Here is a 15196-nt window from a genome sequence, read left to right on the forward strand (position 1 = left end):
TTCTTTTTTAATGCGATTGTCCTAGAATAATTCTTTTTTCCTTGGATTTGCCAATTAACACCTTATTGCTGCAACCTTCTTTCCACCACTAACGTCTTTTTTAACTATATGAATCATTTCACCTATAAAAACAGGTCGTTCACCGAAAAATCAAATGAGTTTACCTAAATCTCGTTTTAAACATCAATTATGCCCCATACTTTTGATCAGTATCAGAACCAGATATAATGAGCACATTACCTACAGACACACGAATAAGTAAACATCTTTCCTTCGCCGCTATTTTGGCAACGTTATATTGCCTTATTACCATGAGCACCAGTTGGGCCCAAGACCAAATGACAACTATTAGTGGAGAAGTGAGAGATACCGCTAGAGCACCTATTGATTTAGCAACCATTGTCTTGTTAAATGCCGCTGACTCGTCCTATATTCGTTCCGTTTTTAGCAATGAACAAGGAGCTTACACCATTCCGGCCGTTAAAGGCGGCCGATACCTCTTAGCGACCTCTCTTATCGGTTATCGAAAAGACTATCATCCCATCACCGTAAATGCATCATCGCAACACCTGCGTGTAGCTACGATAACCTTAGTTCCTGAAATGAATGCGTTGAAAGAGGTCGCTGTAACGGCTACCTTGCCTAGTGTAGAACGGAAAGACGGTGCCTTAGTCGTCAATGTTGCCAATTCTGCTTTAGCTGCGGGGAATACGGCTTTGGATATTCTTCAACGTTCACCGGGCGTAGCCGTAGATAAGGATGGCAACATCAGTTTGATGGGACGACAGGGAGTGACGGTAATGATTGATGGTAAGCAAACCTATCTTTCTGCTGAACAGCTGGCCAATATGCTTAAATCAATGGACGGTAATAATGTGCAGTCTATTGAACTCAACACCAATCCATCAGCGAAATATGATGCCGCTGGCACTGCAGGTATTATTAATATCAAATTGAAAAAGAATGAGTTAGAAGGAACAAATGGCACATTGAGTTTAAGTGCAGGTTATGGCAAATCGCATAAATCCAACAGTTCATTGCAGGTAAATCACAAAGTTGGAAAAATTAATTTATTCGGCAATTATAGCTATGTAAACAATGCCTTTAACAATGATTTGGAATTGTATCGAATTATTGGACAAGGCCAATCGGCCAAAGTATTTGATCAATTAGCAAATTTTAAAAATAAACGCAGTAGCAGTAACGTACGTGCTGGAATTGACTATCAAAGTTCTAAACGGAATACCATCAGTGCTTTATTCTCTGGATTTTTTCTGAAAGGAAATGATCATTCAACCAGCAATAATAAAATTTCTGATTTAAACAGTCCTATCGATTCTACATTGACTACTTTAAATAACGGCAAAAACCGTTACCATAATTTATCCTTTAATGTTAATAATACCTTTACTATTGACACCAGTGGAAGAAAACTTGTTGTAGAAGCTGACATTTCCACATTTGAAGATCATACCAATAGCAATTATACGAATTATTTTTACTTAGCCAACGGCGACTATCTGCGCGATCCGGAATACATTTTGAACGATATGCCTTCTGAAATTCATATTCAAACAGTGAAGGCAGACTATACACACCCACTGACCAGCAAAAGTAAGATCGAGGCAGGAGCCAAATATAGTTCCGTAAAAAGTGACAATGACATGGGATTTTTTGATCAGATAAATGGCCATTGGGAAGACAATACACAGCGCTCCAACCATTTTATTTATACAGAAAGAGTAAGTGCAGCTTATGCGATTTATAGTCAAACGGTTCATAAAACAGAAATTAAAGCGGGGTTACGTCTAGAACATACCTATTCTGACGGCAACTCTGTAACGTTAAATCAACGGAATAAACGCGACTATTTCAGTTTTTTCCCTAATGTTAGCCTGAATCAACAGTTGTCGGAAAAAAATAATATAGGTATTTCCTACAGCCGAAGGATCAATAGACCGAATTACGGTAATTTAAATCCGTTTTTATACTATGTTGACCCTTATAGTTACCAGCAGGGAAATCCATTTCTGGATCCATCTTATACCAATTCCTATGAATTGAATTATACCTTATTAAAAAAATATACGCTAACTGCTGGCTATCAGAAAACAAAAGATATGGTTGGCGAAATGATGTATCAAAATGACGAAACGAATGTTGCCTATGTTACTAATGAGAATATTGCTAGTGAGCAAGTGTATTTTGTCAACGTTAATTTACCCTTAGCAGTAGGAAAAGTATGGAGTAGCAATACAAACATTAATGCCATGCATTTGGGATACAAAGCCGACCTTCCTACCGATCCCATTGACTTTGGACAGTTTGGCCTTCAGGCGAACAGTAATCATACATTTGCTATTACACCAAGTTTTCGCTTAGAAACCACCTTTCAATATCAATCGCCATTGCGCTGGAGTATTTATCGAATTGGATCCTATTGGTCTTTGGATATGGGCGTGAATAAATCTTTTATGGATAAAAAACTACAGTTGAAGTTAGCTGTTTCCGACATTTTTAATACCCGACCCAATAAGGTAACAACCGACTATGCTAACTTGAATATACGTGTTCATAACACATGGGAAAGCCGTGTAGCACGATTTACGTTAACGTACAATTTTGGCAATCAAAAATTAAAAGTCAAGCAACGCGACTTGGATAGCGATGAAAAAAGTCGCGTTGGTAAATAATAATAATCTTATGTGTGTTTGTGCCGTCGTTGTCGGGAGACAATGGCGGTTTTTCTTTTTGACCGATGTTTACTTCCAAACATTTGATCATGGATAAAGGTTTATTCCTATAAATGACCTATATGGAACGTCAAAAAAAACCTTCTTTCTTTTATCGAAACAGTTTATCGATTATTTTCTTAAGTTTTTTCTGCTTCGCATTAGCCGCCCAAGCGTACTTTGGTTGGAGGGAGCATAATCAGGAGCTGCAAGAATATGGTGCCGCTGCCTTAACTTTTCTATCCTATCTCAGCAGCGGCCATTTTCTGTCGGCCACCTTCGAAAATTTTGAAAGCGAATTCTTACAGATGGCTATGTATGTTATTTTAACCATTACCTTGAGGCAAATAGGCTCTTCGGAGTCAAAGGATCTGTATAAAAAGGAAGAAGTAGATCGCGAACCAATGCCAGGACCACATGCTCCAAAACCTGTTAACCAAGGAGGATGGCGCCTAAAAGTTTATGAAAATTCCCTGTCTATTGCCTTCGTTTTATTATTTGTATTTAGCTGGGTTGGCCATCTCATAGGAAGCTACCGCGCTTATAATATTGAACAGCAGCTAAAGCACGAACCGATGGTAGACCTTACCAGCTTTTTACAAGAACCTACCTTTTGGTTTGAAAGCTTTCAAAATTGGCAAAGTGAATTTTTGTCGGTTGCGTCTATCGTTATTTTAACTATTTTTCTGCGGCAGAAAGGGTCTCCAGAATCTAAGCCAGTAGATACACCGAATTTAGAAAATGCTTAATCATAGATGTTTCTAAACTTATAAAGTTATTGCATGCAACAATTAGGTGCAAAATTTGTTAAGCAAAATACAGGTTTAATACATTTTGTCATGGAAGGCAGTACACATACACCACCGATCACCAATGTGCAATATGATCAAAAAAAGCTGTCTGATGGTTATATTGAATTACATATCAATGGACATGTTGCGAACGAATATTTTGAAACCATAGCCATTGTACATCCCGATAAGTTAAAAGAGCGTGAGCCACTGGAAAAATTTCTAAAGAACTGTCTATTGGAAGCCAAGGATCGAACAATAGCGCTTCGAAAAAAATAGTAGGATGTCTCAAAAGGCTCGTCATTTTGAGCGGATGATGATCTCGAATGCTCATAAGGAAGCGTTTAGAAACCTTACCATAACCTAAATGATGAATAATACTATTGAGACATCCTCAGGAAAGTTTTAATACCTTTAGGATTTCTTTTTTGGCACCTTTGCACCTTCTTTCCGCGCTTCCGATAAACCAATGGCTACCGCTTGCTTCTTAGAGGTTACCTTCTTACCACTTTTTCCGCTTTTAAGCTTTCCTTCTTTCATTTCATGCATGGTTTCTTCTACCTTTTCACCTGCCTTTTTTGAATACTTTGCCATAATAAACTCCTGTTTTTCATCTATTTGATTAACAAACAATAAGAGGAGATGTTTATTTAAAAGTAAAAAGTAAAAACCGAACCCGAGCACTCAATAGGATTCCCAATTTCCTTTAATTTTCGTACCATGCAGAGGGTCGTTTTTTACCTGTAAAAAAACGTCTATTTCCTGCTGCAATTCTTCAACATGGGAAATTATACCAACTATCCGGTGTTCGTTTCGTAAGGTCTTTAGGGTATCAAAAGCTACAGCGAGAGATTCTTTATCTAGGGAGCCAAAACCTTCATCCAAAAAGAAGAAATTCTGTTTTGCTTTATGCTGTTGTTGTATTGATTCAGCTAAGGCTAAAGCCAAAGATAGCGATGCTTGAAAGATTTGTCCTCCCGATAAGGTTTTGGCTAGCCGTGTTTTACCATCATTGAGATAATCACGTACTTGAAATTCGTTTTTATCCGTTACTTCCAACCTCAATTGTTGTTGTGTTAATTTATAAAATCGTCTATTCGCGATTTCACAAAGTTGTTGTAGATAAACAGATGAAATGTAACTCACAAAACCACTTCCTTTAAATAAATTCTTTAATGTATTTAGATTATTAGCTCGTTGTTGCAATTGCTGCAAATCTTTTTGCAATTGTTGTTTCTGTTCTAATTGGTTTATCATGCGTTCCAGGTTACTTTTTGAGGCAACATAAGTCTCCTGCGCCTGTGCCACGATTTCCCTGAATTGTTGGTAATCTTCCAGTTGCCGAATAAACGTTTCCTCTTCAAATACCAATCCAGCCGTTTTATCCTTTAACTTGTTATATTGATCTTTAGCATTATACAATTGTTGAAAGAAACGTTCCATATTATTACGTGTTTCCTCTACTTGAATATCCAATGCTAATAAATCGGTCACTTCTTTTAAGCTAGCGAACTTAGAATTATTAAGTGTTCGTTGAACTTGTTCTTTCATAAAAGCTAAGCGTTCCTTTTCAGCGGAAAGACTTTCGATGACGGCCTGAAAGCGTGTTTCTAAGGCCAGTTTAAGCTGTTGCTGTTCCAACAGTTCTTGTTGTAAAACTTCGTATCGGTGGTTGATTGCAGAACATTCATTATCAATGCTTAAGATCTTTTCTTCCAATTGCTTAAAATCAATTGACTCTATTTCAGCTATAGGTATCACTTTCAATTGTCCAAGCAATAACTGAAGTGAACCTGCCTTTGATCGCTCTTCTTCTATAATCTTTCGAACGGCGGCTTCATACTGATCGCGATCTGCTGTTGTTTTTTTAAGCAGCTCGTCATTTGCATTTATTTCTTCTTCCAATAAATCAATTTCATCTTCTATTAATTTGTAGTTATTCAATTGTTCATCAATGAGCGTACTATTTTTGCTATCGTATCCTTCCCATGAAAAACTGGCTAACTGTTGTTGTAAGGATTCCTTATCAGTCTGATACTTCTCGGTCAATCCCACTTTATTTTTTTCGACAGACGAGCGTTCTACTTCTAGGATATCCAATTGCCGCCTTAGCGATTGCAAAGCCTTCAGTGCCTCTCTTGTTTTATTTTCTTTCTCTTTTAATGTTTTCACCTGTTGCTCCACATCTTCTAAAATCATCATCTTTGGATGTGTGGTTGAACCGCACAGCGGACAGGCTTCACCATCATGTAAAGCGGCAACAAGGTCACCTAATTTAGTCTGCAATTGAGCATGATTCATTTCCTGTGTCAACAATTCCAACTGGCTCTCCAGAGCTGCTTCGCGCTTTTCCAACTCTTCATGATATGGAGTATCACTGTTAATATGTTCTTGGGAAAGCATTTCATCACGTAATTGATCGATATGTGTTAATGCATCGTCCGCTTGATTTAACGCTGACAAACTGTTTTCCGCGTTTTTCTCGAGCATTTCGGTTTGAATAAACCAACTTTTTATGGCCGAAAGCACGGTAATGTCTGGCTTGGCATCTTTTTTCTTTTTTACTTTTTCTTTTAAGGTTAAACCTATTTTCTCCCGATGTATCCGGTCTTTTTGCGCACGATCTACAAAATCTTTACCCTTTGCAATTCTATTGGTTAAGTGCTTAATTGCCTCTTTTAATGCTAATAATTGGATCCCAATTTGATAATCCTGTTTTTTCTGAATAAGGGTATCGATAGTCTGATATTTAGCGGTAACCGTCGCAAACTCTTGCTGTTGCTCCATCAGCTGGGTATCGCAAATCTTCAATCGATGTTGATAGTCGTTTAAACTATCCTCTCTTTTTTGAATCCCCAACGCCAATTCATCCAATCGCTGTAAATCTGCCTTAAAATGTCGTAGACAAAATTCATAATCACCTAATCGATCCCGTATAATCTGATATTCCTGCTCTTTATCTTGCAACTTTTCGACGTAAGCTGCGGCAACATGCCTTTCTTCAAACAACTGCTTGAGTTGCTCTAACGTTTTGATCGACTGCTCTTTGCGTATGAGCTCATCAGACAGAGCTTTTAATTGTAGTTCTTCTGCCTTTAGCGTTTCTTTCGCCTGATCGATTATAGGTGTATTGACTTCCTCAAAGGCTGCTAATCGACCCGCTAGTCGTTGCATTGCTTCGCTATTTTTCCGTTCAAGAGAAGTCGTTTGTTGAAAAAACTCAAACTTATCTAACTGAAAAATATCTTTAAGCATGTCTGTACGTGCCTTATCCGTCAGCTGTAGAAATTCTTGAAATTTCCCTTGAGGGATAATAATCGTACGCCTGAAATTTTCATAACTCAAGCCCAAAATCTGTTCGGCAGTTGTTACAGCTAACGGTTTCCAATGCCCATTTTCTTGTAAATAAGCGGAACGTTCAAATGTGTTTACCTTATCAAATTTTTTACCATGTCTTTTTCCCCGCACAACAAATCGATAGCATTGTTCATCGAAATTGGAAAAAACGAAATCGATCAACAACTCATCGGATTTGAGATTCATCATATTGTAATTACGATCGTCTCTTAGATGCAGGCGTTCAATTTCTCCATATAGTGCAAAGGCAATAGCTTCAAGAATGGAAGATTTTCCTGAACCAACAGATCCAAAAATGCCAAATAGCTGCCCTTCCAGCAGTTTATCAAAATAAATAGTTTGTTCTTTTTGATAAGAAAATAATCCTTTGATGGTTAATGAAACTGGAATCATTCGTCTATTTGTTCAGCTCTTATTTCCTTAAATAACTTAATTAACTCCTCATTGGGTTGCTGTCCGTTACGGTACGCGAAATACTGTAAAAACAAGTCGTCGATACTTTGACTAAGGTCAATCGTGTGGCCTTTGTTTTGATCCGTTAACTTATTTTTTATTTCCGGTATGATTGCTACGATGCCATCATGCGCTTGCAATAAGAGGCGTCGATCTTCTGTACCTAAATAATCGTCACTTACTATCGTCAACTCTACCCAGGTTTCGGGGTTTGCCATTAACCATGTTAATGCTTCTTCTATGGCTTCAAAACGCTTTCGATGTAGCGGACGCCCACTCCGTAACGCTATTCGTTCGAACTCAGCTATACGCCCTGGTTCGGCATCAATTAAGACGACGTATTTTTGCTGTCCGGCTTCGCCAAAGCTGTAACTTAACGGACTACTACTGTAGATAATGGGCATACGTTGTTTATCGATTTCCTGATAGCGATGCAAATGCCCTAAGGCAACATAGTGAAGACCGTGCGGAATATTTTCGCTGTAAATTGCCTGTGCACCACCTAAATGAAGAATTGGTTTTTCATCAATGGGCTCTTCTGGTGGTATTTCTCCCTTTTTCATTACAAAAAGATGAGCCACCAGTATATTCACTCCCCTTGCATCGCAATATTTATCGGCTAATCTTTGCCAATGATTCTGTACTAATTTTCGTAGCTCATCTTCTACCTGCACTGTCCCAAGAAATGTTCGCATACGATATTCATTGGCATAGGGTGTTAACAGTACGCGTAATGGATAGGCATATTTGGGTAATTGTAACTCAAGAAAACCGGGTTCACTTTTTGTTATTCGTGCTCCACCGGAAATTTCTCCGGTAGCTACTTCTATATGAGGGTATCCGGCAAATATAATTCCACAATCTCGAGCAAGCGCATCCGGAGAGTCAATCCGATCTGGCGAATCGTGATTACCTGCAATGGCGATAACCACACGTTCGCCGTTTCGAGCAAGTCTTTTTAAACTTTTATATAATAATTCGACCGCCTCTGCAGCAGGGTTAAATGCATCAAATAGATCTCCTGCTACCAAAACAACGTCTACAGCAGCTTCATCAGCTATTGCAATCATCTCTTCTAAAACAATCTTCTGCTCTTCTAAACGTGTATATCGATCTAATTTCTTACCTAAATGCCAATCGGCTGTATGCAGTAATTTCATCGTTATGCATTATAAACATTATAAATTATAAACGGAAATTTACTACACTAAAGTATCCTATTTATTAAAGAATTGTATTGAATCTGAACGGAAATATCAAGAGTTGATGGTTACACATGGAAATGTCCTAACAACTTTTTCTTTATAGCCTACAATCCTATTATGCTTTCCACATGTTTGGCGGAGAATCTCCGTTCTGCTAAAGGTCCGTCGTAACGAATTGCGGTTTACATGGAGGATGCTTTTGCTATAGCAATGCTCTACCGCGAGAGTTTTTATGAATAAAATGATTTTTACTTTAGGGCATTATTCATTCGTATTTGCTGTCAATGGTATTCATGAGCTCATCGCTTTGCTCTTCGGTTTTGTTACATTTTTTCGTGGAAAAAAAGGGGGGGGAAAAGTAAAGCATAGATTTTTTTAATATGCAATATTATCAAACAATTTGGCTAAGTTTGGCGCAAAACCATACATTAATGACAGTATTAACTTTTACGCTTATCCTTTTATTGGGAGCGTATGCAGCAGGTTTTATTGGTTCACTTTCTGGACTTGGTGGCGGTGTCGTCATTATTCCTTTGCTAACAACCGTGTTACATGTAGATATACACTATGCAATAGGCGCTGCCTTGGTTTCGGTTATTGCAACATCGTCTGGCTCTGCAGCAGCCTATGTTAAAGAGGGAATAACCAATATGCGTTTGGGTATGTTTCTTGAAATAGCAACAACTGCTGGCGCCATAGGAGGCGCCTTAATGTCGACTATTGCACCAACCAGTTTTATTGCTGTTCTTTTTGGCTGTACACTTATTTTCTCATCGATCAATTCGCTTCGTAAAAAGCAGGAGCATGCAGTAAAAACTTCCAGTAAACTAGCCATTTTGTTAAAACTTCCTTCTACTTACCCTGAGGGTAAAACTAGAATAGCTTATGGCACGAAAAACGTGATTGGAGGATTTAGTATGATGGGTCTTGCGGGTATGCTTTCTGGATTATTGGGCATTGGCTCTGGTGCTTTTAAGGTAATTGCGATGGATAATATTATGAAAATTCCCTTCAAAGTATCGACTACTACTAGCAATTTTATGATGGGGGTAACGGCCACTGCTAGTGCGGTCATTTATCTTCAGAAGGGCTATATCGAACCGGTCATTTGTATGCCGGCAGTAATCGGAGTGCTTTTAGGAGCAATGACCGGCGCAAGGATACTTATTAAGGCAAACCCAAGAAAATTACGCCTATTCTTTGCGGTAATTATCATTATGCTTGCGCTTAATATGGTTTATAATGGCGTTGTTGGAAATATTTAGTTACATAACATGAAACAGTCAAATTTAGGTGACAGGGATATTCAATTGATTATCGGTAATTTATTGCGCTATGGTGTATGGACCGCCTTAACAGTAGCGACCCTAGGCGGTATTATCTATTTATTTCGTCATGATCGCGAGTTTGTTAACTACCAGACATTTGTAGAACATGATGATAATATCTTTGACGTTATCAAGCACATGCTCAATGGTGTTTTTCAGGGTTACGGGCATAGTATCATTTTATTGGGCGTCATGCTGCTTTTTCTGACACCTATTCTTAGGCTAATCTTTTCACTCGTCGCTTTCTTCATCGAAAAAGACTATCTTTATGTTGGTATTACGTTACTGGTAATAGGCATTATCTGCTTCAGTGTATTTTTTGGCTTTGCCCATTAGGGCGTTAGGAGATTGTAACCGTTTACTTTTTCTTTTTAATTTTAATTTATCCTGCATGACTGTATTTATTGATCGAATTATTCCACAAATCGGTTTAGATTTACTTGAGGAGGCTGGAATTCCATACGAACAGCACACGGCAAATAATGAACTAAGTAAAGCCGCTCTTATCGAAAAATGCCAGGCGCATGATGCATTATTAACTGCCGGTTGGGGCCCATTAGACCAAGAGTTTTTACAAGCATGTAAACACCTAAAAGTGATCGCACTTCATTCTGTTGGATACGATCGCATTGACATACAAGAAGCTACCCGCTTAAAAATACCGGTGGGCAATACACCCGATGTATTAAGTGAGGCCACTGCTGATACTGCATTTTTGCTCATGCTGGCGGTGTCGAGAAAAGCACTTTTCTTACATAAAAAGATTATCGAAGGGAAATGGGGATTCAGTCAGCCGACTGATGACCTAGGTTTCTCCCTGACAGGAAAGACATTGGGTATATTTGGACTAGGAAATATTGGATACGAATTAGCCAGGAAAGCTAAGGTAGCGTTTAATATGCCCATTATCTACCACAACCGCTCCTCTAATCAAAAAGCTGAGCAGGAGCTTGGTGCAAAACGGGTATCCTTTGAAGAGTTGGTGAGTCAAAGTGATGTTTTAGCGGCATTTTCAACCTTAACGGCTGAAACTAGGCATAAATTTAATGCGTCTGTTTTTGCCAAGATGAAACCGTCGGCTATTTTTATCAATGCATCCAGAGGTAGTGTACATCATGAACCGGATTTGATCCACGCCATCCAAACCGGACAAATATGGGGAGCCGGTTTAGATGTTACGGATCCCGAACCTATGGACAAAGATAATCCGCTACTGGCAATGCCAACGGTCGCTGTTTTTCCTCATATCGGTTCGGCTACTCGAGAGGCAAGAGATGGAATGGCAACGATTGCTGCAAAAAATATAATTGCAGCATCAAAAGGCGAGCGATTACCATACCTTGTTAACCCTGAAGCTTATCATTGATAAAGTCTCGTACAAGAAATGTTAACGATTGTAAGGAAAGCGCTTTGTTAGTAGTCATATAATAAAATAGTCCAAGAATATAATCTCTTGGACTATTATTTTTTCCTAAATCCTAAATTTACGGTCAATATGCTTTAAATTTTTTTAACATTCACAGCCTGTTGACCTTTTCTGCCTTCGGCAACTTCAAATTCTACAGTATCATTATCTTTGATGGCACCAATACCACCATTCACATCTTTAAAATGAACAAAAATGTCGGTTCCATCCTCTTGGATAATAAACCCAAATCCCTTTTGCGCATTGAACCATTTTACTTTTCCGGTTTTCATCAATTAAAATATTTGTATTGTACGATTGTTGTGGAACCTATAGTTACTGACGCATCATCACTTAGGAAACACAGGTTAATTCTCAGTAAATTGCTTAAAAAACAGTTCCAACAACACCGCTATGGCAGAAATCCGAACAGTATTCATTTAAACTATCTCAAACCTACTATAAAATTTTTAATTTTTCAATGATTTAACAAAAAAATTCAATAAGCTTTATTTAAATTCTTTGCAAACCTCATTTTACTTTATTTACTCATTTTTATTTGTTAGGTTGAGGTGTCGTGCGTAAGTAAGGCTTTATTTCTTGGTAACCTTTAGGAAATTTTGCCGGTATATCTTCTGTCTTAATAGCGGGCACAACAATCACATCTTCCCCATCTTTCCAATCTGCTGGTGTTGCTACACTGTAATTTTCTGTCAGCTGTAAAGAATCGATGACCCGAAGAATTTCCTGGAAATTTCTACCCGTAGATGCCGGATAAGTAATTGTTAAGCGGACCTTTTTCTGCGGATCGATCACGTATACCGAGCGTACCGTTGCTGTAGCCGAAGCGTTTGGATGAATCATTCCATAAGCTTCAGCTATCTTTCTATCTTTATCCGCTATAATTGGAAAATTGACCTCCACATTTTGCGTTTCATTAATATCTTTTACCCATCCATGGTGATCTTCTACGCTATCCACACTTAATGCCAACACTTTAACATTACGTTTATCAAATTCGTGCTTTAAGGAAGCTGTTCTTCCCAACTCCGTTGTGCACACAGGGGTATAATCTGAGGGATGCGAATATAACACTACCCAACTATCGCCAACATAATCATAGAAATTAATATTACCTTCCGTTGTTACCGCATCGAAATTTGGTGCAACATCTCCTAATTGTAAACTCATTATTGATCCTCCTTTTAATTTTTATAAAGTATACTAAAGTAATAGATTTTGTTGACAACAGCAAATTTTACGCAAAGTTTGAAATCATTAAAATATCATAAAACGAATCGTAGCCCTGCTCAATTAATGTTGGTAAAATTCCATTGTTTTACTTACCTTCACAACCATTTTTGTTTTATATGATCGTACAATCTTCCGCAATAGCAGCATTAGAAGCCACTATACATCCCTACAAGCAACAAATTATTAATCATCCTGTATATGAGGCAATTCACACAATAGATGATTTAAGAATTTTTATGGAACACCATATTTTTGCTGTTTGGGATTTCATGTCTTTATTAAAATCACTTCAACAGCAGTTAACGTGTACTCGAGTACCCTGGTTTCCAACTGGCGATCCCGATATCAGGTACCTCATTAATGAGATTGTAACTGGAGAAGAATCGGATATTGACCCTAACGGACATAGGAAAAGTCATTATGAATTATATTTGGAAGCAATGCTACAATGTGGTGCAGATTTATCTGCTATCCAAGACTTCTTACACTTCCTTTTACAAGGAAAAAGTATTCAAGAAAGTTTAGTGGCCGTTAACACAGCCTATGCAATAAAAGATTTTGTAGCGGGCACTTTTCAGGTTATTACTGAAGAGCCAATACACAGTCAGGCAGCGGTATTTACGTTTAGTCGCGAAGATCTCATTCCTAGCATGTTTATCACCATGGTTAATGATTTAGCCAAACAGTTTCCAGACAATATAAGTCTATTTAACTATTATTTAGAAAGGCATATCGAAGTCGATGGTGATCATCATCGTCATTTAGCACTGCAAATGACAGCTAAATTGTGTGGCGACGATCTTGCATATTGGAAAACAGCTGAAAATGCAATTATCAAAGCGCTTAAATTACGTATTTAATTATGGGACAGCGTATTAGAACAAATTTTAAAACAACGATCAGGGAAAAAGTATTAAAGTGTTAACATCAAACCGTCGTAAGCCAAGTAGACGCCATCGGGAAGCTCTTGTGAAACTTCTTGATATCGGCCAAGGCGATGACTAATATGTGTAAGATATGTTTGCTCCGCTCCTATCGTATGGGCAAAGGCTAAGGCTTCTTCCAAATTGAAATGAGAAATGTGGGGTTCTCGCTGCAGTGCGTTAATGACTAAAATCTTTGTTCCTTTAATCTTATCAATCGCTAAAGGGGATACTGTTTTCACATCAGTAAGATACGTAAAATCGCCAAATCGATATCCTTTTATAGGAAGCTCATGATGCATAACCTCAATAGGCTCAATGGCAATATCATGTAAATAGATTGTTTCTTGGTTAACATCATGGAGATTAATACGTGGAATACCAGGATACTTATGTTCATTAAACATATAATAAAACTCTCTTTTTAATTCATCTTGAACACGTTGATCAGCATATACATCAATGGCAACGCCTTGAAAATAATTGAAAGCCCGAATATCATCTAAACCTGCGATATGGTCTTTATGCGCATGGGTGTACAAAACCGCTTCTAAATGCTTTATATTTTCTCTTAACATTTGATAGCGGAAATCTGGTCCGGTATCAATAACTATATTTTTACCATTTTCCGTTACCAACACTGAAGAGCGAAGACGTTTGTCTCGAGGATCAACAGAAGTACAAACGCGGCAATCGCAAGCAATTACAGGAACCCCTTGTGAAGTTCCAGTACCTAAGAATCTAATCGTCAAAGCGTTAATTTAGTTTGTTTGATCGTAAACAGCAGTTGTTTTTGTTTATCATCCAATTTCGTTACATCAGGTTCTATCTGCTGTAATAATTCTAATAAAGCATTGATTTTCACTTCAATGTTGGAAAAACGGTTAATCACGATAACTTTATTATTCTGCAAAAGGCAAGAACCCGTTTTAAATGTTCCCTTTTCATAACGTACCTTATATCCCATTCCCTTAAAAAGAGATTCCAATTTCTCCAAACTATGGGGTGTAAATGGTAACACGGTTAATGTTATTAAAATGAATGATTATCGCAAATCCACCATTTCCATATGAGGAAAATCCGCTTTATCAAAGGTAAAGGTTTTTGTGGTAACTTCCACATTGGGTGTAAATTTTTGAATGCTATACTGATTTTGACTTCCTCCTTTATCGAAAACAGTTATGTCATAAATTTGCTGTGCATTTTTATCGATTCTTAAACGTACTTTAGAAAAAGACTTTCGGTTATCTTCCGGACTTAAATCAATTACCGCTAATCGTTTACCAGAGACTGTTTCATCCCGAGCAGCTCCATACGTAAAACCTTTAGTGTAAAACGTAAAAATAGTAGCTGGTGTTATGGTTTCGGTTTCTCCTCCTCCAGCAGCATCTGTTAGCTGTACTTCCTGTTCTTCTTTAAGGATATTCCATTGTTGCTTGCCATCGGAAATCAATACCTGATCCTCCGTCGTTATGCGGTATTTATTTGATTTAGGCGCTACAATTAACGCTCCATGTTGATTTACCGTTGTTTGCTGTTGCTGATTGGTAGCCCTTAGGGAAAAGTCAATCTTCGCAGTGCGATAAGATTGGTATTTCTGGCTTACGCTCTGGAGTAACTTCTGTGCTGCTGGGTCATCTTGAGCCAAAACACCTAAACCTGAGCATAAGATTCCTATTAATAATAACGTCCGTTTTTTCATTAGAATAAATTATTTTTAATGGCAATGAAACTTACATGAACCTTTT

General features: G+C 37.9%; 15 protein-coding genes. 7 read left to right on the top strand and 8 right to left on the bottom strand.

The window, feature by feature from the left end:
- Window positions 1-227 precede the first annotated feature (227 nt).
- From ABD930_RS11070 to ABD930_RS11080, 3 genes are all read left to right on the top strand, one after another.
- A complete protein-coding gene (locus ABD930_RS11070) occupies window positions 228-2693 on the top strand; it encodes a TonB-dependent receptor domain-containing protein (RefSeq protein ID WP_345231781.1) in 2466 nt (821 codons plus the stop codon).
- Between the two features lie 122 nt (window positions 2694-2815).
- The gene (locus tag ABD930_RS11075; protein ID WP_345231782.1) at window positions 2816-3481 is read left to right on the top strand and encodes a DUF6766 family protein; all 666 of its coding nucleotides are present in this window, start codon (window positions 2816-2818) and stop codon (window positions 3479-3481) included.
- 33 nt (window positions 3482-3514) lie between these two features.
- On the top strand, window positions 3515-3802 hold the full coding sequence (locus tag ABD930_RS11080; protein WP_345231783.1) for a hypothetical protein: 288 nt from the start codon (window positions 3515-3517) through the stop codon (window positions 3800-3802).
- 135 nt (window positions 3803-3937) lie between these two features.
- Here the strand turns inward: ABD930_RS11080 and ABD930_RS11085 are convergent, their stop codons facing one another.
- From ABD930_RS11085 to ABD930_RS11095, 3 genes are all read right to left on the bottom strand, one after another.
- Complete coding sequence (locus tag ABD930_RS11085; RefSeq protein ID WP_345231784.1) at window positions 3938-4117, bottom strand: DUF6496 domain-containing protein; 180 nt, start codon at window positions 4115-4117, stop codon at window positions 3938-3940.
- Window positions 4118-4207: 90 nt separating this feature from the next.
- Window positions 4208-7273, bottom strand: a complete 3066-nt coding sequence (locus ABD930_RS11090; RefSeq protein WP_345231785.1) for an AAA family ATPase — start codon at window positions 7271-7273, stop codon at window positions 4208-4210.
- Entirely contained in the window at window positions 7270-8493 is a 1224-nt protein-coding gene (locus tag ABD930_RS11095; protein ID WP_345231786.1) for a metallophosphoesterase family protein, read from the bottom strand. The genes ABD930_RS11090 and ABD930_RS11095 overlap by 4 nt, the downstream gene beginning before the upstream one ends.
- Before the next feature lie 476 nt (window positions 8494-8969).
- Here ABD930_RS11095 and ABD930_RS11100 point away from each other — a divergent pair, with 476 nt between their 5' ends.
- The 3 genes from ABD930_RS11100 to ABD930_RS11110 are packed head-to-tail and all read left to right on the top strand — an operon-like array spanning window position 8970 to window position 11232.
- Window positions 8970-9803: a sulfite exporter TauE/SafE family protein gene (locus ABD930_RS11100; RefSeq protein ID WP_345231787.1), complete on the top strand. Its 834-nt coding sequence runs from the start codon at window positions 8970-8972 to the stop codon at window positions 9801-9803.
- 9 nt (window positions 9804-9812) lie between these two features.
- A complete protein-coding gene (locus ABD930_RS11105) occupies window positions 9813-10202 on the top strand; it encodes a DUF1634 domain-containing protein (RefSeq protein ID WP_345231788.1) in 390 nt (129 codons plus the stop codon).
- Window positions 10203-10257: 55 nt separating this feature from the next.
- Window positions 10258-11232 carry a 2-hydroxyacid dehydrogenase gene (locus ABD930_RS11110; protein ID WP_345231789.1) on the top strand — a complete coding sequence of 325 codons (975 nt, stop codon included), beginning with the start codon at window positions 10258-10260 and terminating at the stop codon, window positions 11230-11232.
- A gap of 134 nt (window positions 11233-11366) precedes the next feature.
- Here the strand turns inward: ABD930_RS11110 and ABD930_RS11115 are convergent, their stop codons facing one another.
- Together ABD930_RS11115 and ABD930_RS11120 are read right to left on the bottom strand one after the other, a co-directional pair.
- Window positions 11367-11564, bottom strand: a complete 198-nt coding sequence (locus ABD930_RS11115) for a cold-shock protein (RefSeq protein ID WP_345231790.1) — start codon at window positions 11562-11564, stop codon at window positions 11367-11369.
- A gap of 262 nt (window positions 11565-11826) precedes the next feature.
- Window positions 11827-12462 (bottom strand): peroxiredoxin, encoded by a 636-nt coding sequence (locus tag ABD930_RS11120; protein WP_345231791.1) that lies wholly within the window; start codon window positions 12460-12462, stop codon window positions 11827-11829.
- A 179-nt stretch (window positions 12463-12641) separates the two neighbouring features.
- Between ABD930_RS11120 and ABD930_RS11125 the strand changes: the two genes are divergently transcribed.
- A complete protein-coding gene (locus ABD930_RS11125; protein ID WP_345231792.1) occupies window positions 12642-13385 on the top strand; it encodes a DUF3050 domain-containing protein in 744 nt (247 codons plus the stop codon).
- 53 nt (window positions 13386-13438) lie between these two features.
- Here the strand turns inward: ABD930_RS11125 and ABD930_RS11130 are convergent, their stop codons facing one another.
- The 3 genes from ABD930_RS11130 to lolA1 are packed head-to-tail and all read right to left on the bottom strand — an operon-like array spanning window position 13439 to window position 15150.
- Window positions 13439-14200 carry an MBL fold metallo-hydrolase gene (locus tag ABD930_RS11130; RefSeq protein ID WP_345231793.1) on the bottom strand — a complete coding sequence of 254 codons (762 nt, stop codon included), beginning with the start codon at window positions 14198-14200 and terminating at the stop codon, window positions 13439-13441.
- Window positions 14197-14469 (bottom strand): hypothetical protein, encoded by a 273-nt coding sequence (locus ABD930_RS11135; RefSeq protein WP_345231794.1) that lies wholly within the window; start codon window positions 14467-14469, stop codon window positions 14197-14199. Before ABD930_RS11135 ends, ABD930_RS11130 begins: the two co-directional genes overlap by 4 nt.
- Before the next feature lie 24 nt (window positions 14470-14493).
- Window positions 14494-15150 (bottom strand): outer membrane lipoprotein periplasmic chaperone LolA1, encoded by a 657-nt coding sequence (gene lolA1 / locus ABD930_RS11140; RefSeq protein WP_345231795.1) that lies wholly within the window; start codon window positions 15148-15150, stop codon window positions 14494-14496.
- Window positions 15151-15196 lie beyond the last annotated feature (46 nt).

The organism is Olivibacter ginsenosidimutans, assembly GCF_039542865.1.
GTDB lineage: Bacteria > Bacteroidota > Bacteroidia > Sphingobacteriales > Sphingobacteriaceae > Olivibacter > Olivibacter ginsenosidimutans.

Coding starts and splice junctions, on each gene's coding strand:
- ABD930_RS11120 (WP_345231791.1), bottom strand. CDS start 12,462: ATGAGTTTACAATTAGGAGATGTTGCACCAAATTTCGATGCGGTAACA.
- ABD930_RS11105 (WP_345231788.1), top strand. CDS start 9,813: ATGAAACAGTCAAATTTAGGTGACAGGGATATTCAATTGATTATCGGT.
- ABD930_RS11095 (WP_345231786.1), bottom strand. CDS start 8,493: ATGAAATTACTGCATACAGCCGATTGGCATTTAGGTAAGAAATTAGAT.
- ABD930_RS11085 (WP_345231784.1), bottom strand. CDS start 4,117: ATGGCAAAGTATTCAAAAAAGGCAGGTGAAAAGGTAGAAGAAACCATG.
- lolA1 (WP_345231795.1), bottom strand. CDS start 15,150: ATGAAAAAACGGACGTTATTATTAATAGGAATCTTATGCTCAGGTTTA.
- ABD930_RS11100 (WP_345231787.1), top strand. CDS start 8,970: ATGACAGTATTAACTTTTACGCTTATCCTTTTATTGGGAGCGTATGCA.
- ABD930_RS11125 (WP_345231792.1), top strand. CDS start 12,642: ATGATCGTACAATCTTCCGCAATAGCAGCATTAGAAGCCACTATACAT.
- ABD930_RS11110 (WP_345231789.1), top strand. CDS start 10,258: ATGACTGTATTTATTGATCGAATTATTCCACAAATCGGTTTAGATTTA.
- ABD930_RS11070 (WP_345231781.1), top strand. CDS start 228: ATGAGCACATTACCTACAGACACACGAATAAGTAAACATCTTTCCTTC.
- ABD930_RS11115 (WP_345231790.1), bottom strand. CDS start 11,564: ATGAAAACCGGAAAAGTAAAATGGTTCAATGCGCAAAAGGGATTTGGG.
- ABD930_RS11080 (WP_345231783.1), top strand. CDS start 3,515: ATGCAACAATTAGGTGCAAAATTTGTTAAGCAAAATACAGGTTTAATA.
- ABD930_RS11090 (WP_345231785.1), bottom strand. CDS start 7,273: ATGATTCCAGTTTCATTAACCATCAAAGGATTATTTTCTTATCAAAAA.
- ABD930_RS11075 (WP_345231782.1), top strand. CDS start 2,816: ATGGAACGTCAAAAAAAACCTTCTTTCTTTTATCGAAACAGTTTATCG.